20 protein-coding genes and 4 pseudogenes are annotated in these 21,467 nt (G+C 59.7%); 9 read left to right on the plus strand and 15 right to left on the minus strand.

The window, feature by feature from the left end; translation table 11 throughout:
• Positions 1-20: 20 nt before the first annotated feature.
• Positions 21-218, plus strand: a pseudogene (locus AC1Z3V_RS01195) (integrase); the annotation flags it as partial.
• A 5-nt stretch (positions 219-223) separates the two neighbouring features.
• Here the strand turns inward: AC1Z3V_RS01195 and AC1Z3V_RS01200 are convergent.
• The 4 genes from AC1Z3V_RS01200 to AC1Z3V_RS01215 all read right to left on the minus strand — a co-directional run bounded on the left by AC1Z3V_RS01200 (position 224) and on the right by AC1Z3V_RS01215 (position 1,952).
• Positions 224-574 carry a type II toxin-antitoxin system RelE/ParE family toxin gene (locus AC1Z3V_RS01200; RefSeq protein ID WP_483496747.1) on the minus strand — a complete coding sequence of 117 codons (351 nt, stop codon included), beginning with the start codon at positions 572-574 and terminating at the stop codon, positions 224-226.
• Positions 555-830 (minus strand): type II toxin-antitoxin system ParD family antitoxin, encoded by a 276-nt coding sequence (locus AC1Z3V_RS01205; RefSeq protein WP_483496748.1) that lies wholly within the window; start codon positions 828-830, stop codon positions 555-557. The genes AC1Z3V_RS01200 and AC1Z3V_RS01205 overlap by 20 nt, the downstream gene beginning before the upstream one ends.
• Positions 831-1,302: 472 nt before the next feature.
• Positions 1,303-1,623: a type II toxin-antitoxin system RelE/ParE family toxin gene (locus AC1Z3V_RS01210; protein WP_483496749.1), complete on the minus strand. Its 321-nt coding sequence runs from the start codon at positions 1,621-1,623 to the stop codon at positions 1,303-1,305.
• A 98-nt stretch (positions 1,624-1,721) separates the two neighbouring features.
• Positions 1,722-1,952, minus strand: coding sequence for a type II toxin-antitoxin system ParD family antitoxin (locus tag AC1Z3V_RS01215; RefSeq protein ID WP_483496750.1), 231 nt, complete (start codon positions 1,950-1,952; stop codon positions 1,722-1,724).
• 86 nt (positions 1,953-2,038) lie between these two features.
• On the opposite strand from AC1Z3V_RS01215, the pseudogene AC1Z3V_RS01220 reads away from it, so the two are divergent.
• The 3 genes and pseudogenes from AC1Z3V_RS01220 to AC1Z3V_RS01230 all read left to right on the plus strand — a co-directional run.
• Positions 2,039-2,258: pseudogene (locus tag AC1Z3V_RS01220) on the plus strand (integrase); the annotation flags it as partial.
• Positions 2,259-2,436: 178 nt separating this feature from the next.
• Positions 2,437-3,513 (plus strand): ornithine cyclodeaminase, encoded by a 1,077-nt coding sequence (locus tag AC1Z3V_RS01225; protein WP_483496752.1) that lies wholly within the window; start codon positions 2,437-2,439, stop codon positions 3,511-3,513.
• Positions 3,514-3,546: 33 nt separating this feature from the next.
• A complete protein-coding gene (locus AC1Z3V_RS01230) occupies positions 3,547-4,896 on the plus strand; it encodes an MmgE/PrpD family protein (protein WP_483496753.1) in 1,350 nt (449 codons plus the stop codon).
• A gap of 117 nt (positions 4,897-5,013) precedes the next feature.
• Here the strand turns inward: AC1Z3V_RS01230 and AC1Z3V_RS01235 are convergent, their stop codons facing one another.
• The 3 genes and pseudogenes from AC1Z3V_RS01235 to traI form a co-directional block, all read right to left on the minus strand.
• Positions 5,014-6,360, minus strand: coding sequence for an amidohydrolase family protein (locus AC1Z3V_RS01235; RefSeq protein ID WP_483496755.1), 1,347 nt, complete (start codon positions 6,358-6,360; stop codon positions 5,014-5,016).
• A gap of 34 nt (positions 6,361-6,394) precedes the next feature.
• On the minus strand, positions 6,395-7,156 hold the full coding sequence (locus tag AC1Z3V_RS01240) for a winged helix-turn-helix transcriptional regulator (RefSeq protein ID WP_483496756.1): 762 nt from the start codon (positions 7,154-7,156) through the stop codon (positions 6,395-6,397).
• A gap of 163 nt (positions 7,157-7,319) precedes the next feature.
• A pseudogene (gene traI / locus AC1Z3V_RS01245) lies at positions 7,320-7,910 on the minus strand (acyl-homoserine-lactone synthase); the annotation flags it as partial.
• A gap of 244 nt (positions 7,911-8,154) precedes the next feature.
• On the opposite strand from traI, the gene rctB reads away from it, so the two are divergent.
• Together rctB and AC1Z3V_RS01255 are read left to right on the plus strand one after the other, a co-directional pair.
• Positions 8,155-8,502, plus strand: a complete 348-nt coding sequence (gene rctB / locus AC1Z3V_RS01250; RefSeq protein WP_483496757.1) for an SMa0974 family conjugal transfer regulator — start codon at positions 8,155-8,157, stop codon at positions 8,500-8,502.
• 288 nt (positions 8,503-8,790) lie between these two features.
• On the plus strand, positions 8,791-9,015 hold the full coding sequence (locus AC1Z3V_RS01255; RefSeq protein ID WP_483496758.1) for a type II toxin-antitoxin system Phd/YefM family antitoxin: 225 nt from the start codon (positions 8,791-8,793) through the stop codon (positions 9,013-9,015).
• A 406-nt stretch (positions 9,016-9,421) separates the two neighbouring features.
• Here the strand turns inward: AC1Z3V_RS01255 and traA are convergent, their stop codons facing one another.
• Positions 9,422-14,044, minus strand: coding sequence for a Ti-type conjugative transfer relaxase TraA (gene traA, locus AC1Z3V_RS01260; RefSeq protein ID WP_483496759.1), 4,623 nt, complete (start codon positions 14,042-14,044; stop codon positions 9,422-9,424).
• Positions 14,045-14,265: 221 nt separating this feature from the next.
• On the opposite strand from traA, the gene AC1Z3V_RS01265 reads away from it, so the two are divergent.
• Genes AC1Z3V_RS01265 through traG form a run of 3 tightly spaced genes read left to right on the plus strand, consistent with a single transcriptional unit; the run spans position 14,266 to position 16,683 of the window.
• Complete coding sequence (locus AC1Z3V_RS01265) at positions 14,266-14,559, plus strand: TraC family protein (RefSeq protein WP_483499502.1); 294 nt, start codon at positions 14,266-14,268, stop codon at positions 14,557-14,559.
• A complete protein-coding gene (locus tag AC1Z3V_RS01270; RefSeq protein WP_483496761.1) occupies positions 14,543-14,782 on the plus strand; it encodes a conjugal transfer protein TraD in 240 nt (79 codons plus the stop codon). Before AC1Z3V_RS01265 ends, AC1Z3V_RS01270 begins: the two co-directional genes overlap by 17 nt.
• Positions 14,773-16,683, plus strand: a complete 1,911-nt coding sequence (gene traG, locus AC1Z3V_RS01275; protein WP_483496762.1) for a Ti-type conjugative transfer system protein TraG — start codon at positions 14,773-14,775, stop codon at positions 16,681-16,683. The genes AC1Z3V_RS01270 and traG overlap by 10 nt, the downstream gene beginning before the upstream one ends.
• A 275-nt stretch (positions 16,684-16,958) precedes the next feature.
• On the opposite strand, the gene AC1Z3V_RS01280 is transcribed toward traG, so the two are convergent.
• From AC1Z3V_RS01280 to AC1Z3V_RS01310, 7 genes and pseudogenes are all read right to left on the minus strand, one after another.
• Positions 16,959-17,225, minus strand: coding sequence for a hypothetical protein (locus tag AC1Z3V_RS01280; RefSeq protein ID WP_483496764.1), 267 nt, complete (start codon positions 17,223-17,225; stop codon positions 16,959-16,961).
• A gap of 897 nt (positions 17,226-18,122) precedes the next feature.
• Positions 18,123-18,530, minus strand: coding sequence for a hypothetical protein (locus AC1Z3V_RS01285; RefSeq protein WP_483496766.1), 408 nt, complete (start codon positions 18,528-18,530; stop codon positions 18,123-18,125).
• A gap of 77 nt (positions 18,531-18,607) precedes the next feature.
• Positions 18,608-18,784, minus strand: a complete 177-nt coding sequence (locus AC1Z3V_RS01290) for a hypothetical protein (RefSeq protein ID WP_483496768.1) — start codon at positions 18,782-18,784, stop codon at positions 18,608-18,610.
• A gap of 398 nt (positions 18,785-19,182) precedes the next feature.
• On the minus strand, positions 19,183-19,350 hold the full coding sequence (locus AC1Z3V_RS01295) for a hypothetical protein (RefSeq protein ID WP_483499672.1): 168 nt from the start codon (positions 19,348-19,350) through the stop codon (positions 19,183-19,185).
• A 346-nt stretch (positions 19,351-19,696) separates the two neighbouring features.
• The gene (locus AC1Z3V_RS01300; protein ID WP_483496769.1) at positions 19,697-20,020 is read right to left on the minus strand and encodes a DUF736 domain-containing protein; all 324 of its coding nucleotides are present in this window, start codon (positions 20,018-20,020) and stop codon (positions 19,697-19,699) included.
• A 561-nt stretch (positions 20,021-20,581) separates the two neighbouring features.
• A pseudogene (locus AC1Z3V_RS01305) lies at positions 20,582-20,952 on the minus strand (type II toxin-antitoxin system VapC family toxin).
• Positions 20,949-21,215 carry a type II toxin-antitoxin system Phd/YefM family antitoxin gene (locus AC1Z3V_RS01310; protein WP_483496770.1) on the minus strand — a complete coding sequence of 89 codons (267 nt, stop codon included), beginning with the start codon at positions 21,213-21,215 and terminating at the stop codon, positions 20,949-20,951. The pseudogene AC1Z3V_RS01305 and the gene AC1Z3V_RS01310 overlap by 4 nt, the downstream one beginning before the upstream one ends.
• Between the last annotated feature and the right edge of the window lie 252 nt (positions 21,216-21,467).

A 21,467-nucleotide genomic window follows, 5' to 3' on the forward strand; every position in this document is an offset into this window, starting at 1 on the left:
CGGTCCTTCCCCCTGGCCTGCATAGCGACCTCAGCGAAGGCGTGCGGGCAGCCAAATTCTCCAGTCATTCGCTGCGCGCCGGCTTGGCCTCGTCGGCCGAAGTCGACGAGCGCCACGTGCAAAAGCAGCTTGGCCATGCGCGTGCGGAAATGAACCGCAGGTACCACCGCCGACGCGACCGATTTAGGGTCAATCTGACGAAGGCCTCGGGGCTGTAGGAATCTTACCCCGCCAGCATGCGCGCGAGCATATTTCTGATGTGGTCCTGCGCGCCATAGAAAATTGCCGCGACAACGATTGCGCGGCTATGCTCCAACGGAAGAAACCAAATAGCCGCCTTGTCCCGCCGAAGAAACCGGATTCCGGGATGAATATCGGGGCGAAGAGTCCCGATAAAGGGCGTCTCGACGAGACGATCGATTTCAACACGCAGTTTGCGAATTCGTTCGGCAGTACGCTCCACCGCCTCGTCAGGCGCATCCCCAAGTTCGACATAGGCGTCGAACAGATGATCGAAGATCAACTCGAAATCGCGTTCGGCATCCTCAGAATATTCAAGAGTCCACACCAGCAACCCGTCGCTTCCGCTCAATCATTGCCGCGACGCGGCTTTCCATTTCCGTCGCAGAAATCATTGGTCCGTTCAATCGCCGCTGGACCAATTCGCGGAGCGCTGCCGTTTCGACGGCCTCAGTTTCGTTTTTTTGGCGAAGCAGTTCCAGGCCATGTTGAAGAACGGAACTCATGCTGGAATACCGACCGCTCTCCACCAGCGAACGGGCAAACGAATCCTGCTGGTCGGAAAGCGAGATCGACGATTTCACACTCATCAGCTTATCTCCTTTGAGCCTAAGTTGCTACTCAGTAGCATATTTGTCAATCTGATGAGATGCCAGGGCGGCAGTGCCAAGGACGTCGGCCCGGATCATTTTCAATGACCAGAGGTAGCGCACTTAGTCGAGCGATCGGCGATTGCCGCCGTCGCGGCGACCCGCCGAGCTTGAACAAAGGCTTAAATTCCCTGGCCACTCGCTTACGCACGCATCTAGCGTCTTCGGCGCAGATCGACGAGCGATATGTGCAAAGCAATTGAGGCACGCTCCGGACGAAGTGATTTGCAAATGCTGCCGCGGCCGCTCCCATCCCTATCCCGCCATGTGTCGCGGCTTCGTGCGCCGCTCCTCATCTACCCGTCGATCCGCCTCGGCCGCGCCAAGACGACCACGAGAGACGATAGCGCCCATGGCCGGCCGGTGTTGGCCTTGAAGCAGCGGCTGGCGGGCGCGAGTATGTACTCCGAGATTACACTGAGCGAAGTTTATATCTAACGCGGCGTCTGCGCGAAAAGCGCGGTCGCACGGACAGCCCTGACAGGCAGCCAGGATGGCACTCGTCCATGTCGGTCGAGGAAAACAGCTCATCGATGTCGCGGTGTTCCTCGATGATGTTGACTACCTCAAAACGGTCATCGACGTAGCGGAAGAAGATGACATACCCCTTGTGCGCCGAACTGCGGATATCGGCCCGCAATTCCGTTCGCGATCGGCCGAGCGTGCCAGGGAGGTCGGCAAGTCTGCGGCACTTTTGCCGAAGTTCCCCCACAAAACGGCGGCCAGCGACCAAGCTGCCGCTTTGGCGGGTGATGTATTCGAGGATATTGACCAGATCAGTGAGCCGAAGGCAGCATACGAAGCTGCGGAACGCTTAGAAGCCTTCCTTGGTCAGTTGTGCGGCTTTGGCCTCCAGCGCCGCGTCAATATCAGCATCGGACACTTCACCGCGCCCTCGGCAATCGACTTGTTGAGGAGGCTGCTCAGAGCCCTCAGCTTCTGTTCGCGTTCCTCGACCAGACGCAGGCCTTCGCGCACCACTTCGCTCGCGGAGCCGTAACGGCCGTCCTTCACGATGTCAGATACAAAGGCTTCCCAGCGCTCACCAATGGAAACGTTCATGCCACACCTCCGGATGTGCGTCACGGCATGCCACAATAACAATCCTTGCGCAATTATTGACACAGTCGCGACTTCTCACTTTTGAACGCCCGAAAGCGACACGCAAAAGCAAGAAGGCCGTCACGGTCGACATTCTCGCAATACTGCTGCAGGCCTGGGCCGGCGTGCGCCTGGTCGATCTGCGCGACCGGGCGCTGCTTCTGACCGCGTTTGCCTCCGGCCGGCGGCAGCGATCGGAAATAGCGGGACTGCAAGTAGCGGATCTTGTCGACGAAGTATCCGTTCGTGACGATCCGAACGACGCGAATTCCGCTTCCCTTCCCGCAGCGCGAAATCGCCAAGCCGGTTCGGCTCTCGGCTCAGCGGCAAAAGTCGTTCATTTAAAGACGACAAAAATGTATCCCAACCTTTCCTTTAATCCCTCCGTTCCAGATGTGAAATTGCTCCCGGTCGCATGGCGTCGACAATTCCACGGAGAACGGCGATGGAGAGCACACCCAGATACATTTCACTTGCGGAAATGAAGCGCCTCGGCGTCTGTCTCGAGGCATCCGCTCTCCACGATGCCGCCACCGCAGCTTGGTCCGACATCCGCTTGGGCCAGGCCCATGGGCTGAAATCTGTCCTATCCTTTCCCGAAGCCGCCCTGTGGAACGAACCCCAGTTTGAAGCGTACCGCGATACGTTGCAAGGCGAGCGATTGGGCTGGAAGCTCTCTGCGCTCTCCAGCGTCGGTGGCAGATACGCCGCCGTGAAGGTGGTCGGTGCCAATGCGATAAACCGTCGCCTGGGTCAGCCGCGTTCGACGTCGACGATCCTGCTGCTAGACAGCTTCACGCTGCGCCCGCTTTGCGTGATGGACGGAACCGATATCTCTGCCGCAAGAACGGCAACCTATGCCTCAATGGCGCTTGAACTTTTCTTCCCCAAAACAGAAGAACTCTCTGTTTTCCTCTTTGGAGCGGGCCCCATTGCCGAGCAGATCATCAGAGTGCTCGATCATTTCGGAGCCGGCATCGTCTCGAAGATATTCGTGCGCAGCCGTTCAGGCGCTTCCGCGCGCCAACTCGTTAAAAGACACAGACAGTCACCTCGAATTCGGCTTGAGGCTGTCGCGGATAATAAGAGGCTGCGTGGTTGCCGGTTTGTCATCACCGCTACCAATGCCAGCGCACCGGTGTTTGAGAGCGCAGAGGTTTGCCCAAACGCGGTTGTTCTGCATCTTGGGGGAGACGAGACTCCATCCGGCCATATCCAAAAAGTTCTTCGGTCCGGACTGGCGCTCTGCGATGACGTTTCGATGGTGTCGCGGCGAAACTCGCAAAGCCTGGCGCTCTATTTCTCACGCAAGGGATCGACATTGGAGCAGCTTGGCCCAGCGCTCGGTGTCATGAACTTAAAGGATTTCTGTGACGCGGGCGGCGGATCGGAATTCCCGATCCTCATCACGTGCGTTGGGTTGCCTATGCTGGATCTTTACGTCGCCGCTCATGTTTACGAAACCTGGTTCTCGCCAGGTGGGGGCACGGCGTCATCCGTCCACTCATCTAGCACGAACTGACGCTCGGCAGCCTAAGCTTCACGGAGGGGGCGGATGTATGTCACCGAGATCCTTGCAGAGTATCTGGCGAATTATCCTTCCGATGCTCTGCCGCCCGATCTGAGGCTAAGTGCCACTTGCTGTATTGTGGATGCAGTCACCGCCTACGTCGTCGGCTGCGATGTTCCGAGTGCCCGTGTAATGCGCGCCGTCGCCCGGCACGATTTTGGAAGCGGCCGGGCTTCAGTCTGGTTTACGGGCGAATGTCTCGGGGTCACTGCTGCGGCAGTCTGTAACGCTGCGTCAGCCTCTGCACTCGATTTCGACGACGGCCATCGCGCCGCGCGCGGTCATCCCGGTGCGGCTGTGATACCCGTAGCACTCTCCGTGGCATCTGCGATTGGTTCATCCGCCGATGATCTCCTGACCGCAATCGCTCTCGGATACGAGATCGGAATTCGCATCGCCGTGGCGCAGAACCCGCAAGCGATCAAAAGCCGACAGTCGGGACGTTGGACCGGCTATGCTGCCGCGGCCACGGCCGGCCGCCTCTACAGAACCGATCCCCCGGCACTCGCACACGCACTCGCTGTGGCCGGAGTGCTCGCACCAAACCAGGAGGCAAACGGCAGCTCCGGCTATGCCAACCTCACCGGGAACGACGTCAAGGAGGGTATTCCCTGGAGTGTCGTGACGGGCCTAACCGCATTGCACCTCGCGGAGCGGGGATTTACCGGGCCGCAAGATTTGCTCGATCATGCGTCGCACTTCGACCGGCCGAGCATCATCGCGGACTTGGGTGATCCAGCTGAGATCTCGAGGGTCTATTTCAAACCCTATTCCTGCTGCCGCTACATCCATCCCGCTCTTGATGCCTTTGTGGCGCTTTCGGAAGTTGCTGACATCAGGACCGAACAAATCGCATCAATCGAAGTGCAGACTTTTCAATGGGCTCTCCGACTTTCAAACACCGTGTCTCCCAATACATTGACGGAGATCCAATACAGTCTGCCTTATTGCATGGCGATTGCTGTTGTCGATGGAGCTGCGGCGCTGGCGCCGGTCGGTAGTGCGCAGCTGGACAGACCGGACCTCATCGAATTCGCCCGCAAGGTTTGTGTCTCAGTCAATCCTGAGATCGACGCCCGTTTTCCGACTGAGACCCTTGCGCAGATATGCCTACGAATGACCAATGGCAAATCGATCACTTCCAAGGTGACCTCGCCACGCGGGGACAAGGCGCGCCCCTTAGACTGGGAGCATCTCATCAATAAGTTCTCGGCAGCGACGAGGGGCAAGCTTTCCCCCAGGGCGCAAAATACTGTCCTTGAGGCTTTTGAAACGCTAAAAAAAGGAGATGTGGTCCCCCTCCTCCAGCGCCTCAGGATGCGATTGATCGACTGAAACCCCGACCACTGCCCTCTGTGTCAAGGGGATCGTATCCCGCGCCGACATCTCAGAGCTGCAGCCGCAGGCAAACACTATCGGAGTCGACGCGAGAGCCATCTCCGGCTGAGGCCGTCAGATAAGCCGGCCATTCCTGACGACTATACGGCCTGCGATCACGACATGCCTGACCCGGCTCAGATTAAGGTGGTCGACAACGATCAGGTCTGCGCGCTTGCCTTTTTCAATCAGTCCGCGGTCACCGGCCATTTGAGTGAAGACACGCGCGACATTCCCGGTCGCAAGGGCAACCGCTTCCGCCGCAGACAATTGCTTCTTTCTGACCATTCGCTGGATCGCTTCAAGAATTCCATCCCAATGCCCGCCGGCAAAATCGGTCGAAATCGTATCGACACAGCCCGCATCGATCAGTGCGTCGAGGTTGGAGGGATCGTTGCGCCAGCGCGTCCCGATACAATCCAGTGTCGAAACATCGATGATAGCCCCTTTTTCTCTCAGGTTCTGGGCAATCGAGACTGCCTCGTCCGGGAGGAAGCTCGGGTGATTGCTATGACCGGCGACGAAACGTGCCTTCGGGTGCTTCTCGACCGCGGCAATCAGCCGCTTCGCAGAAGGTGCCGCATTGTGGAAGATCGCGGGGTACCCGAACCGCTCGGCTTCGCGTGCGATTTCATCGAATCCGTCCAGCGAGAGGGCAACCGAAGGCATCACCGATCGCGTAATGATGTCGCGAACACGATCCGCTTCGGCGACCCCGGAAAGACCGCAACGCTCCAACTCGTCGGTCAGTTTTAAATTCGATAGGCCGTCTGCCGGATCGAGATAGCGGCCAAGGACGGCGTTCTTCAAGCGCCTCGCGGCTGCGGGTGTCACTTCGACCCCGAACTCCTGCAGGAACGCTTGCGGGATGAACCTGTATTCTTGCGCACCACCACCCAGTGTCTGCCCGCCACCTGCCTCGCCAAGCGCGACCGCGCCGGAGGCCAACAGGCCATCTGTCGTCGCGCTCAGGTGCCGTGCTGAGAGTCCCTTGCCGTCGACCATAAGCGCCGCCTCGATATTTTTCGGAGTGTGAGCCGTGGAAACGCGGATATCCATGGCATGAGGTTCTACGCCGTCGACATCTATTTCGTCGGCCATGGCCAGGCCGCAGACGTTCAAAAGGGTCGTTGTTCCCTGAAGAAGATGGCGGTTCCGGAAATAGGCAACATCCTCGCCTTCAAATGGCTTCGAGCCGCTCGGCATGGAAGGCCCCCGAATACAGCCGTGCGCATGTGCATTGATGATACCTGGCATAATGATGCCGCCGCCAGCATCGATGGTTTCTCGCGCCGCGATTTCAGCGCCTGCGGCGGCGTCGACACCTATGATCCGTCCCTTCCGGACATATACGGCAGCCCGCTTGTGAAACGTCTTGCCGTCGCCAGTGATGAGACCTCCATTTCGGATTACCAGATCCATGACAGCTGTTCCTTTCGTCAACCGGGGTGCTGTCCTAGTCGCCAGGCCCTTCGCCCGGCCGAGCCGGGTTGTACTGGGAACGTTCCTGACTGGAACCATCGAGCATGTAGCCGGACGATCGAACCGTGCGGATGAGATCAGAGCCGCCGGTCACGCTCAGCGCCTTGCGCAGTCGTCCGATATGAACATTCACCGTCTTGACATCGACGAAACGGCGCTCGGGCCAACCAGCTTCAATGAGTTGTGCGCGACTGCACGCCTGCTCATGGTTCTCCATCAGAAACTGCAGCAGCCGGAATTCGATCGGTCCCAAGTGGACGTTGATGCCGAGACGCCTGACGCTGTGCCTGTTGGTATTCAGTTCAATTCCTGCGTAGACGAGGATATGACCGTCGCTCGCCATCGGACCCGACACTTGCGGAAGGAGGATACGGTCGCGTAGGAAGCTGAGCAGCTTGGAGGGAGTGATCGGTCTTACGAAATTCTCGTCAATCCCGGCCTTCAGCAGATCAATAAACCGACTTTCCGCACCGGGGCCAATCAACCCGACCGTCGTAATCCCGAATGTGCGCGGCTCCTGCTTCAGCTTTACACAGGCTGCGGGAGCCCAATCTTCTCCCGATCGACAATCAAGAAGAATGGCTCCGACATCGTACTCGCCTGCAAAATGGACGATCTCCTCGACCCCGGAACCAAGAATGACCTGATATCCCTCGGATTCCAGGATGTGGACGAGTAGCAGATAGTAATCCGCATCGGTCGAACCGATCAGGATCAGCGGTCGCGCGGAATTCAAAGACCTCTCCTCTATTTGCGCAGCATCAGTTGTGATTTGATCCCTCGTGAGGACCTGCATCGTCCTCTGTAGGCGGTGTGGCCGGTTGCGCTAAATCGGCAGAAGGCGCCGTTTCACGCCGTGCTGCCCCAAGCAGCGAAGTTGTGGTGCACATGTGTTCCTGGCGACAGGCAGCAGCGCGAATTCTATTAAGGCTCGCGGCGTCGGCAGGAAGCACGCCTGCTACGGCCATCGTGCTGCCGATGGGAGATGGCCGACCAAGACGTTGCATCGGCCAGCCGGCGCGTTTCAAAATGCGCTCGAACCGCAGGTCCGTTGCCGTGACGATTTCATAATAGCCGTTCGCCATCGACCACTCGATGATGCCGGCGAACATCTCAAGCGTCGTCCCATGGAGAACTCCCCCTGTCCTGCCCTCGACGAGCGCCGTGTCGACGCAAAAGCGCGAGCTTTCGACCATGCCTGCATGGGCGTCGAGCCGTCGCGATGAGAGGAGCTGCGGAAATGTATTGGCGAGCATCGTCGGCCCGGTAGCGGGGAGGAGCCTCGCGCAGCCCGCCACTGCACCTGTGGTAGAAACGGCCAGGATATAGGTGGGATTGAACTGATCGTAAGCATCGGCCTCACGATCGTCCCTTATGTCTACATCCCAGTCCAGTCTGTCGCCAAAGACTCGCGCACGCAGCCGATGCATCGAGTCGATCAAGTCAGCAAATTCTCCGCGCGCTGCGGCCGGCACAGCTAGTATCTCCATCTCCATTCTCCGAAGAAAACCTGCTTCAGACCACTGGACACGAGTTTCCGCGCTTAGGCGACTAATAGAATTAGTAGTCGAGCGCTCGACCAAAGCGTGCATGAATATCGCACGTATGAGTTGTCATACATCAGCGATCTGTATCGAAAACCGTGCCACGAGCGTGCAGGACCAAGGTGGCGAAGCAGCCGAGAGCCGAAATTGATAACTCAATGCACGCGAGGATTTGCAGCAAGGAGTGCCGATGTACAAGCATACCGCAGAAGCGTTCGTAGCACTCCAGAATGCGGAACAGGGCGTAAGCGAAGTCTTCGCCCGTTACCGCGAATACTGGAGCCCGATCGGCGCCACGGGGGTCGATCGGTCGCTGGACTTCGGCGACGCACGCGTGACGCTGAGGCCGACGGACGAGGGCTTGCATTTTCGGATAGACGCGCAGGACACCCTCGCCTTTTACGGTATCTGGACGCTTTTGCAGGTAACCTTGGCCGCGCTACCGGAATTCACAGGTAAAGACGTTGGGTGGCACCCGGCCGGCCCGGTGCCGTGTCTGTCAAAGGTTTTTTTCCGTAGAATTCTATCACCTGATTGATAAACCGGAGCGTGTACTTGCACCGTATTGCTGCCAACGGAGAAACGTCATCGGATTATTCCAACCCCGCTCTTCGGTTCGGTCTGCGGAGCAACTCGCTCCCTTCATCGCCATTTCACCCGCTCGGCCACCTGTGTATCGTCGCTGGCGGTGGCTCCCGACGCTCTGCGCTGCGTGCCTGCCAGCAAAGGGGGCGCTGATGAAACACGATATCGCAAGGCTGCGAGACTACCTTGCTAGAAGACCCTAAACGGCGCTAATCAGGGCACCTAATCAAGGAGCGCTCATATGGCGCACGTTGTCTTGGCAGAGGTAACGGCCAGCGTATCGGAACTGAAGAAGAGCCCTCTGGGCACGGTAGCAGCTGGCGGAGGCGCGCCGGTCGCGATCCTCAGCAGAAATGAACCGGCATTCTATTGGGTCCCCGCCCGAGCTTACGAGGCGATGCTGGAACGGCTTGAATCGAACGCGCTCGCCGACACGCGAGCAAATCATCCGGTTATCAAGATTTAGCTGAACGACCTATAAGCTGGCTTCGTAGACGGCGCCTTGAAAGAGTGGCGCAAGCTCGACAGCAATAGGCGCTTAGCCATTGGTTAGCGAGATCGCGGTGAGGTCTCGAGGATTGCTGATCGGCGTCAGGCTCCAATATAGAGCTCCTGACTTTTTGCGCCAGGCGGATAAAAGGCTAAAGCTGGTGACGATGTCATCGGAATAATCGCGCTGCGGCCGCCGCGCGGTGGCAACAAGAGCAACAGAAATATTTCAGTGTCGAAGAGCAGTGGGCTGCCATGACGCTTTCAATTATCACCGCCTCGCGCGACGAACTGCCGCGACTCTTTGAGGGATGTTGATGCCGCGCCAGGCGGCAAGAACGGCTGCCGAGACAGCTGAGTGGATGAAGCTCTTTGAATTGCCTCTACCGCTCGACACCACGACCCCGATTGACCGCCTGTCGTTGGCGCTCGGAAACGATCTTCTGGCCGCTATCTGCCCGCACGATCTGCTGAAGAACCTTCAACTTCTCCTGCATCGCCTCGAATGCATTCCGTTGCGCTGTCGACACAAAGTTGAAAACGTCCCTGTTCCCACGCAGGAACGCGTTGCGGCCGAAGCGCTCGTCGAGCGCCCGGCTGACGGCGACGAATTCTTGGGCGACGGTCGGATCGGTCAAACCCGCAGCAACGTCGAGCCCCCCACTCTTCTTCTTCATCCTTGCCGTCAACTTCCGCAGCGTATCCTCAGCCTTCCGCGATAGGCCGGGAATGGCGACCGCCATACGCCGGCGCTCTGCAACGATAGCCTTGGTCCCGGCCTCAAACGCCGCGGCATAAGACGCTCCGAGAGAACGGACACAGCTTGCTGCTTCCGACACGCCCTGAAGCGCAGCCTTCCGCTCCCGGCCGGGAGCAAGCAACTTGTCCATTAGGCGACCGGAGCCACGCAGCCCCCCATAGGCGGCCGGATCGTTGGTGACGGCTGCGGCAATCCGCTCGCCGGCAAAACCCTTTGCGACAAGCTCCTCGATTTTGGCGACCGCGCCGGCCGGATCGCGCCAAATGCGCGTCGCTGCATCCATGAGCGCGGCGCGATGATGATTGTAATAGGGGGCGGCAAGCGCCCTTTCGCGTGCTTCATCGGCGGCGGGTGTCTTGAACTCCGTGACGGCGGCAAGCATGGGCAGCAACACGGGCACGACCTCCTTTCCGAACTCGATGCTTGCGCCGGCAACGATTTTCGAGCGATCCTGCTTTTCTGCGAGATGCTGCTCGTCGCTAAAACGCCTGATGACCTCGAACAGGCGCACCAGTTTTTCACGGTGCTCAGTGGCGAGGTTTTCCGGCATGCGCTCTTCAACATTTCGTTCGGCGATCGGATCGGCCCTGGCGGTGAATGCAGACCAGCCAAAGCGTGAGGTCAACGCCTCGTTGACGGCCTTGACCTCCTGCACCAGCAAACGGTCCTCAGCGGCATAGGCGAACGCCGTCTTGTAGGCATCAACCCCGCCGCGCTCCCGGACCGCCTCGACTTCGACGAGACGCGACATCGCCTTTTTCGAAAGCGCGGGAATGGACAATGCCATATGAGCGCGCCGCTGCTGCTCGCGGCTGGCGAAGCGCTCCGTCTGCCTGCGGAACTCGGTTGCATGCCCGCGCGCCAAAGTCAGCAGCTCCGATAAGGTGGCCATGGCTTCGTTGCGCTCGTTTCGAGCGGCGCGGCCATCGACTGCGCGGTCAGAGCCGCGCAATCGGCCAAGGCGTTCGGGTGCAAGGCCAATATCTTCGGCAATCTTGCGCGGCTCGACGCCAGCGCCTGATACCAGAGCGTTGAGGGCCGACAGCGCGCCATCCGGGTCGCGATAGATTTTCTGCAGCAATGGCCGGAGTATTTCCTCCCGCTCCTTCCACGGTTGCGAGGCGAGTTGCGCGAGACGCGCATCCTCTTCAACGCTGCGGGAGAATTCGATGGCGGGTGGGATCAAATAGTTTCCGGCCAACGGGATGCCGGCAACCAAGGATACTCTGCGCTCCTCGCTGTACGAGACGCTCCGTTCCCGTTCGATCGCAAAATCGAGCGCAATGCTCGCCCGCTCCCAAAGCTTCGCCAACCGCGACCGCTTCTCCGCAAGCCACGCCAACCGTCGCGCCGCGCCCTCTTCCAATTCCGCAGCGGCCCGCGCCAGCGTGTCGATGCCACGCCGCTTGGCAAAATCAAGGACATGCTCCCGATAGCCTTCCTTGCTTTCGAAATCGAGCGTCGTCGTCTTGGCGCCGGATCGCCCGAGGCGCTCAACAAGCTTTCTGAACACAAGCGGCCGACGGCTTTCCCGTTCGATCCTAGCCTTGCGCGCATCGACAGTTTCGATTTGGGTTGCAGTCCAGACGTTGCGTTCGACCTGACGTTCCTCGAGACGCTTCTTGCCGGTTTTTTCATCAGTGACGGGCACCCTTACCGTGACCGTTTCGACGCCATCCTTGCGGAGCATCACAGTATCACCGGTCCCGATCCCACCCTCCTCGAGTGCCTTCGGCAGGCTCACGCCCCAAAGTCGATGGATGGTTCCGTCATCCGTCCTCACATCGGCGTAGGGGCTTTCCTTGGCATCTTCATCTTGCGGACGGAACTTGGCCAACCCCGTATCCATCATTTCACCGGTGACGCCGGCTGCATGGTCAACACGTGCGCTACGCCTCCACTGCGGCTTCGGTTCGAAGTTCTCACGCGCCACGTAGAGATCGGCGCGGTTACGATGCCTGGTCATCGCCACATAGGTCAGATGCTGGTCCATCATTCCGGTGGCGAGCACGAAAGTTCGGTCGATGGTCGAGCCTTGAGATTTGTGAATTGTCGCGGCGTAGCCGTGATCGACATTGCTGTAGCTATTCTCGCTGATCAAGACGTCCCGGCCATTGTCGAGATGCACCGTCAACAGCGCGTCTGCGCGTTTGTCGCCGGATGAAACGACCGTGCCAAGCATGCCATTCTTCACATATTGTGGACCAAGCCGCTTTGCTCGAGGTTCAAGGAAGCGGGCGTTTTCGAGGAAGATCACCCGGTCGCCCGCGGCAAACTCACGAAGCCCACGTTCAGTTCGGAATTGGCGCCCACCTGTCAGTGCGCCCTGGTCGATCATGACCTTGCGCAAGGCCTCGTTCAGCTTTCTGACGTCATCGTTGGTGTGAGCAAGCACAAGCAGTTCGTCGCCACGAAGACGTCCCGGATGCTCGCCCACGGCAGATTTCTGAAGCAGGTCACGGCGAGCATCGGCCCAATCGGCAACGATGCGGTCGATGATCTCGCCCCGGGTTTCGGTCTCAACAATGCAGCCCCTCTGCGCGTAGGCATCAAGGCCCTCTTCGACCTTGCCGCGCGCGAAGAGACGGGAAGCATCGCGCGCCCAGACATCGCGCTGCCGCCGCACGCCGGCAAGTTCTGCGAAGCCGATCCGTTCGGTGATTGCCCGAAACGCCGCACCCGCCTGGATCGGCTGCAGTTGCATCGCGTCGCCGACCAGTACGGCTTTTGCGCCTGCGTCCTCCACGGCCCTGAGGATACGCGCCATCTGCTGCGATGACACCATGCCGGCCTCATCGATGACGAGGACATCGCCGCCCTCCAGTGTTTCGCGCCCCCCGGCCCAGGCAAGCTCCCAGGACGCCAGCGTACGCGACCGGATCCCGGAACTGTCCTCCAGCCCTTCCGCGGCCTTGCCGGCAAGGGCCGCGCCGATCACCCGTCGGCCGTCGCTTTCCCATGCGACGCGAGCCGCCGAAAGCAGTGTCGACTTACCGGCGCCGGCAAGCCCCACGACCGCCGCGATGGCATTATCGCGCGTGACATGACGTACCGCATCGACCTGTTCCGCATCGAACCTGAAGGATTTTTCCGGATCGGCCGTTTCGACGCTTCGGACGGCGGCGGCGGCCTTGGCACCGGAGACGCCGAAGCCCTTTCGCATCGACAGAACCTCGGCTGACTGCGCCATGTCATATTCGATGCGCAGGATCCGCCGCGTTGTGAACACCGCCGGCTCTGTCACCTTGCCCGTTTGGGTGTCGATCTGCTGCGCCTTCAGCAGCACCAGGTCGTCCGAAGCCATGAGCCGCGCGCGGATATTGGCGAAGTCCACTGGATCATCGACATAGCGGTGCAGCGCCTTGGCGATTTCGCGCTCGTCAAAGGTGGAACGTTCGTTGCCGAGCTGTTTGAGGAGAAGCGCAGGATCCGCGAGCAGCCGGTCGACCATCGCCTGCCGCCGCGCCAGATCGGCGGGCGCGAAATACATCTCGACACCCTTGCGCGCGAGCGCCGCCTTCTCCGGGCCGAGGTGTTTCTGCGCGATCCCATCGAGGCCTTGCTCAGCATAGGAGCGGCCGTCGAGACGGATCTCATGGCCGGCCAGCGCCAGGCGGCGGTTGACCGTTTCCGCCCACGCGACCTTCCATGCCTTCATGGTTTCCTTGTCGCCGGCCCAAAGCTTGTAGACGATTTTGCCGTTCGGCCGGTTCGGTGTGACGACACGCAACGGCTTTCCGTCGTCGCCCAGGACCGGCACCTTCTTCGGCCCAAACCCCTCCTCCGTAAGAGGCCTGAGCGCCGTCATCAGGTGGATATGCGGATTGCCGTCCTTGTCGTGATAGACCCAGTCAGCGACCATGCCCTTCGACGTCAAATTGTCTCGGACGAACTCGCGCACCAGCGCGATATTCTCCGCCCGTGTCAGCTCCTCGGGCAGCGCGATGATCAACTCCCGCGCAAGCTGCGCGTCCGACCGCTTTTCGAACGCATCCACCGTATTCCAGAACGCCTCGCTGGCCGCCGCCACGGTCTTGTCGTCGACTGTTCTCTTCAGCCAGGCAGGTATCTGGTCCGGCAGCGCCAGTTCCTCATGCACCAGCTCCGACGCACCGCCACGGTAGCTGAAGGACGTCCCGGCCTGTTCGTCCGTCATCCGGGCGCGATGGCGGTAGGCAGCGGCCGAGACGATGCTGCGTCCCGCTCCCCTGCTGATCACCTGCGCTCTGACAAACATGATCGCCACGACATTCTCCGAAGCTTTCAGGCACGTCGCGACAGCGACGTATATTGCGCCCTCAAACCGATCGAACCGAAGGGGCGATGCCGCTTTTCCGGAAGACAGCCATCGTCCGGGGTTCCGGCTCCGAGTTTTCGGGGACGACGCCTACCAGTCTTATTTACTATCAGATTTCAGATAGTATAATAGACCCTACAGAGCTTGCTTGAACAGGAAAGGACACCATGATGGCAGGGAAATCATCGATCAATGACATTGACGCGCAGATCGAGAAACTGCGCGAGCGCAGACGAACGCTGATAGTAAAATCCGCCGAACGGTTTGCGCGCGCGGCGACAAAATCGGGTTTGGCTGAGATGGAAATCGCCGACGAGGAGCTCGACGCAGTCTTTGAAGAGATCGCGGCGCGATTTCGCAAAGAGGAAAACAAGCGCACTGCCAACGCAGCTGCTTCGTCGCTTCGACAACCAAATCGCGGCTCTGGAACGCCGGCGCAGGTTTCTCATGACGGCAGATCGTAAGCGCGAGGCACGCGAGAAGTTCCTGCTTGGCGGCATGGTCGTCAGGGCGGGATTGTCTAAAGCCGACCGGGCGTTTCTTCTCGGCGGCCTCATCGAACTGGCAAGCGTCGCGCCGGGCACTGCCGAGCATCGGCGCCTGCGCGATCTCGGCGAAGAGGCCTTCAAGGCTCCGGCACTGGATGGCGGATCATCTCGCGTCGCGGAGACGGCGGGATGGCACTAAAGGCAAAACCGCAGCCTAGCCTGTTGCTCATTCTCTTGCCCGTCGCCGTGACCGCCTTTGCGGTATACGTCGTGGGCTGGCGGTGGCCAGGGCTCGCCGCCGGCATGCCGGGGAACGCGGCCTATTGGTTTCTACGAGCCTCGCCGCTACCAGCGTTATTGCTCGGGCCATTCGCAGGACTGTTGACCGTTTGGGCCTTGCCGTTGCACCGGCGAACGCCGGTAGCGATGGCGAGCCTCGCTTGTTTTTTGACAGTCGCCAGCTTCTACGCGTTGCGTGAATTCCGCCGGCTGTCCCCCTCCGTCGAAAGCGGCGCGCTATCATGGGATCGTGCGCTGTCCTATCTGGACATGGTCGCTGTCGTCGGCGCGGTTATTGGCTTTATGATCGTAGCTGTCTGCGCGCGCGTCTCGACCGTCGTGCCAGAACGCGTGAAGCGCGCCAGGCGCGGGATCCTCGGCGACGCGGACTGGCTGCCGATGTCGGCGGCCGGAAACCTGTTTCCGCCGGACGGCGAGATCGTCGTCGGTGAGCGTTATCGCGTCGACAGGGAAGTCGTCCACGAACTGCCGTTCGATCCGAACGATCCGGCCACATGGGGGCGCGGCGGCAAGGCCTCGTTGCTGACCTACAAACAGGACTTCGATTCAACGCACATGCTCTTCTTTGCCGGGTCAGGTGGATACAAGACCACCAGCAACGTCGTGCCGACGGCGCTACGTTACACCGGGCCGCTGATTTGTCTCGATCCATCGACCGAGGTCGCGCCGATGGTCGTCGAACATAGAACTCGCGCGCTCGGCCGCGAGGTGATGGTGCTCGATCCGACGAGCCCGATCATGGGCTTCAACGTGCTCGACGGCATCGAGACATCGAAGCAAAAGGAAGAGGACATCGTCGGCATTGCCCACATGCTGCTGTCGGAGAGCGTGCGCTTCGAAAGCTCGAGCGGCGCCTATTTCCAGAACCAGGCACATAACCTCCTGACCGGCCTTCTCGCCCACGTCATGCTCTCACGCGAATATGAGGGCCGGCGAACCTTGCGCAGTCTTCGCCAGATCGTATCGGAGCCCGAGCCCTCCGTGCTCGCCATGCTTCGCGACATACAGGAGCACACGCAATCGGTCTTCATCCGTGAGACGCTCGGCGTGTTCACCAACATGACCGAGCAGACCTTCTCCGGTGTTTATTCGACCGCTTCGAAAGACACACAGTGGCTTTCCCTGGACAGCTATGCCGCGCTCGTCTGCGGGAATGCGTTCAGGTCGAGCGACATCGTTACGGCCAGGAAGGACGTCTTCCTCAACATCCCGGCATCGATCCTGCGGTCCTATCCGGGCATTGGCCGGGTGATCATCGGCTCGTTGATCAATGCCATGATCCAGGCCGATGGCGGCTTCCAGCGCCGGGCGTTGTTCATGCTCGATGAGGTCGATCTTCTCGGTTACATGCGCGTGCTGGAGGAGGCACGCGATCGCGGCCGCAAGTATGGTATCAGCATGATGCTGATGTATCAGTCCGTCGGGCAGCTGGAGCGGCATTTTGGGAAAGATGGTGCGACATCGTGGATCGATGGCTGCGCCTTTGCCTCCTATGCCGCGATCAAGGCACTCGACACGGCGCGCTATGTTTCGGCGCAATGCGGAGAAATGACGGTCGAGGTGAAGGGAAGCTCCCGCCAAATTGGCTGGGACATGAAGAACAAAGCATCGCGCAAATCCGAGAGCGTCAACTTCCATCGTCGGCCACTGATCATGCCGCATGAGATCACCCAGTCGATGCGCAAGGACGAGCAGATCATCATCGTCCAGGGCCATAGCCCAATCCGCTGCGGCCGTGCGATTTACTTTCGCCGCAAGGACATGAACGAAGCCGCCAAGGCCAATCGGTTTGTCAAATAGGCGGGTAACGGATCAGGCGTTCGCCGCCAGGTCGTGGTCCGCGTTCGCCGGCTATTCCGCGGCTTTCATGACAAAAACGGCGGCGTGAATCGCCTTTGTCACGGATGGGATGCCCCCCTTGATGCACCGCTTTGCCAGAATGACGGCAGAATGTGTGCGAACACTCGAAATGGGGGCGGCCCGCAGCGTTATGAGCCAATCCCATGGGATGACAACCAGGTCAGGCAAAATGTGGACGTCTGGTCTGACAAACCTGGCTCGGCGGGAAGACCGATCTAATGACGCGCGCCCTTTGAGGTGACCTCGATATACCGGCCGATCGACCAGAGATAATCCACAATCTCCTGCCTGATTGGGTCGCGGTCGCCGTACTTCTCACCGATGCGCCGCACCTCGCTTCTAGCCGACTGGCGCCGGTCCGTGTCGCCCGTTACATACATATGGTGTCCTATGGCGCAGATGTCGCAGCCGGCGGCTATCATCTCAGCCACGAAATCCGGAATCTCACTCGATTTCATCAGGCGCTTCTTTTGCGGGGACATTACAACCTTCCTTCGCTCCCACACCATGTCTGACCGCCACGAGAGGCCGCTCAGTCGGAAACACCTGGAAAGGTTTCAGGTCTGCCTCCTGGCGGCATCGGATCTCAGACCGCAATAGATGCGCCGAACCCCACCCGATAAGAAGAGAGGAGTCCGGCTTTCGATCCCCGTCGAGATTACAAATCTTCGACAGTGAGCAAACCAACGGGGGCAAAAGGTGTTCCGAGCGGATTGAGAAAGGAGCGGAAACCCCACCGAGTCTACCCGGTCCGAAGGGATCATCGGAACTTGGCAAGCGCGTGTTTCCGAGGGGTTTAAAGAACTGGCCCCGTCGGGATGACGAGGCCAGTTCCTGACTTCACTCGAGGGTAGGTGAAGCCTGCCAGCGTTTGACCCCTAGCGAAAGAAGGGGTCGAGAACACCAAACGTGCAGGGGGCGGAAAAGGTTCCGTTTTTCGAACCGGAGAAAATGGCCCCGATGGGGCGTCGGGGCCAAGACTTCCGGCGTCCCGGCGAAAGGGAAGCCGAGACTGTCTATCCAACCACGCCTAGAAAAATTGGTTCCCCGGCAGCTTTAAACCGGTAGAATCTCACAATCGCGTACCTACTGGGTTCTGGGCTGCTCTTATGCGGGGTCGACGATGAAACTCTCAGGCATGAAATTGCACCCGTTTCTCCTTCAAGTGTCCAATACTCGACAAGGGCGGCAGAAGATTTGAAGGATGTGCCCTCGCCAGAGCTGTTGCGGATTCCGGAGCTTGAAACGTCTGGCGAAAGATATTGCCGAACGGCAGCTCTATAACCCATGGCCGAGCCCTGCGAGAACCCTGGTAACAACAGGTCAAACTCTTTCGGCGCGAAGACCCTGATCGGTGCGGCCCGTATCGAACTGGATGTTCAGCGCGCACCATGGGACGACGGCCCCATACCATGATACTCCGGCATGAAGAATGTGCACTCGTATCTGTTCGTCATGGCCAACAGCAGCGCGCTCGTGATCGTCCTCTTGGCGTCGTCTCTCTTGTTGGCGTCAATGCCGACAAGATCCTTCGCTACGGACTCGGGGACGCTCCAAAGCTCCTCCGTCAGCATGTCGATGATCTCCGCCTCGTCGACGGCGGCACCATTGCGCTCTATCCTGTGGTTGATGCAGACGCCTTTGACGATCGATTGCGCGATCCAATGTGCACTTGACTTCTCCCGCCGCCGGGACTGGCCCGTTCCGGCAAACGCCCGCTTTATCGGAGTTCGCGTGGTCGTGAGGCGGATATAGATGACCTGGTCGAGGTTCCTATAATCGGGCACAGGTTCTCTCCTGGCAGGCATCTGCCGGCTGGTGTTGCGCCGCACTTAAAAGAGCGTCCCGCCTGACGCTGGCTGCTTTAGGCCTGCTTCGATCGCTGCCGGCTCTCCGGCCGATGCTCGTAGCAGAACCAGTTGGGCGCGGCTCTGCCGTTAGCAAAGCCGAAACCGCCCCATTTCTTGCAACCGAGGTGCTCGCACAGGTGGGTGACAGGACCACTATCCATCTTTTTTTCTGTGCCCGTTTCGTCGCTCATGATCGCCCTCCATGTTGCGTGTTCTCAATATGTTCTCACGCCTGCGAGAGTCAATGAGAGGTTTTCGCTGTTTCATGATGCGGTGGTCGCCCCCAGAATGACGGCAGTGCCACCGAACAGAGGAGCGTCCAAAAAGAACACCAGCATGGCTGGATGTGGCGAAGAACGTTCTTCAGGCTCGCGGAGCAAGTGCTTCGGGAGCCGTGATGTCCAGCAAGCAGTTGCGAAGAGATTGGTGCTGAGGTTCTTCGCGCGGCAGCAGGGTTGCCTGGCGATGACGGCTTGGGGCGGTGCGCACTGGCCGCGCGATAGCGCCAAATTCGGGCATGCGGTGCAGGATCTGCCCCGAGCTCGCCAAGCGGCCTGTGATGGTCGCAATGGCGCGGCAAACGCCGCCGTCAGAAGGGCGGCGCGGCGTCGATGGTGGCCTCCTGTTGGGCGACCGTTGCCGCCAGTTCGGCCTCAGCCACTGCTAGCTCCATTTCGATCTGGCGGCGCTCTGCCGGATCGGCATTCTTCAGTTCCCGGCGCAGCTCTTCGATGTGGAATTCGATGGTAATCGTCATTGTCGTCATCTCCTTGAATGTGAAAGATGACGCCCGGGGTCGTGAGGATCGCGCCGGGTCAAGGATCGCGTCAGCGACCGGCGGAGCCGGCGCGCGGAGGAACCGATTTTCTGACGGTGCCCTTGAGGGCACCGGCTGAAAATTGGAGGGGCCGCCGTCCTTGAGGCGGCGCGATGCTCACGACAGACTTGGCTATCCGAGCAGACAGGCTTTCGTCTCGTGTGGCACGGAAGAAGGAGCAAATGCGGGCTCGATGCCCGCTTTTTGCTCCCGATGCTGCGCGAAGCGGTCCAACCGAAAAACGGCGAAGGCGGCCCCGATTGCTCGGGGCCGCTCGCTTGGCTCGTCAGTTTGGATTGTTCCAGAGGATCACCTTCTTGCTCGGATCGCTGCCGGGTGCCGGTGCGAGGTTGCCGAAGATGACGCCGATCTCGGGGGCCTCGAGCTTCACCGAGAGGTATTCCTCGCCAGTCTGGCGGGCGATACGGTTCCAGGCCGCACCGATCTCGAAGCCGGTCTTGCGGTGGATGACGCGGTAGTCGGGGGCTTCTTCACTCGACTTGCTTGCGTTCGGGACGATGGCGATTGGGGCATTGACCCGGATGGTGGCAAAGATGCCTTCGAGGATGCCGTCGGGCTTCTGCGTCAGGGTTGCGATTGTGGTGGCCATGGTTCTGTCTCCTTCAGTTGCTCGGGACCATTCCCGATGGCGCACGAAGAGATGGCCGACCTGCTGCGGTCAGCTCGGCCGAAAATTTTGCAAAATTCTATTTTCCGCCAGAACAAAAGAACCGAAATCGAATTTTGCAAAAATTTCGGGCGAGTCTTACCCCTTCAGGGGTTGGCCGCAATAGCAGGCGGTCGTCTATACGAGCGGCACAAAACGGGAATGGTTCGGGGCAACTGAAGGACGGGACAAACCATTATGGCTGTCCGATCCGACGCCGCAGGATATCGGCCACGCACCCCTTGAACGTTTTGCCTCCAAGCCAGTCAATGCGTACTCTCGCCCGATCTCAACTACAGCAAGCGGATGAGCACATCCCTGCCAATATCATCCCTTTGTTGATCCGAGAGGTCAGCCACGGCGACGGTATGCCGCCTGCAGACCGTGCGGCAACACCGGGTGAAGCTGTTCGTTGGGCATCAGATGAGTGATCTTTCCCCACTCGTCCGTCCGCGCCCGGCTATCTGAGCCGCCGGTGTTCAGGCACATCAAGCCCGTCCGAGATCACAAGACAACAGGATCCGAGCAAGTCACCAACGGAATGCCGTAGAGCGCGACATTCTGATCCTGGGAAACAAAATGGGCTCCCTCCGCCACGGCCTGCGCCATGAGAAGATGATCGAAGGGGTCGCGATGATGAAGCGGAAGAGCCGTAAGAGCGATAAGATGCGCTTCTGTGATATCCAGCCGGTCGAATCCCTGACCCGGCAAGATCTCAAGGATCTCTATCGGCATCAAGTTTACCGATCCGCAGCTTCACGGTGATTTCCCAAAGAGAGACGGCACTGACGAGGACGTCGTTCTCAGGATCCCCGATAAGGTTCGTCGTCGTTCAGCCGCCACAACAAGGCATGTGTATCGAGCAGCAGGCTCACGTCCCATCTTCCAGGGACTTAAGAAAATCCTCCGGCAGGCTGTCGAAGTCATCGGCAACTTTGATATTTCCGCGCAATGCACCTGGTTTCCGTATGACGACGTCTGACGATGGCGGTCCGATTTCCGCAACGACCTTATGATGGGACGTCAAGACGAACCTCTGCCCGTCTTCGACCTGCTTGAGGAAGAACGTCAGATTGCCGCGAAATTCTCGCACGCCGACGCGGCGGGGCGTTGATGTCTGCTGCCGGGATTGAGGCATGGCGGGGCTCCGTTTTCAGCGGGAGATGTGTACACAATTTTTAAGAAATGCAAGCGTCTCGCGCCGTGTGGAGGGACGGCGACACCGGTCGGCATGACGAGGGCATGTTGTCGCGAGGCGGAAAGGCCGGCCTTTCTCGCCTGCACGTCGAGACCACAGCGGTGACGATGCCAGCCAACAGCACCGCGATATCTCGATGCGCTGGCCGGTGCGGAGATCGACCAAGGCGATCTTGCCACGGTCCCGTCTCAG

This window comes from Ensifer sp. 38_S197 (assembly GCF_056924495.1).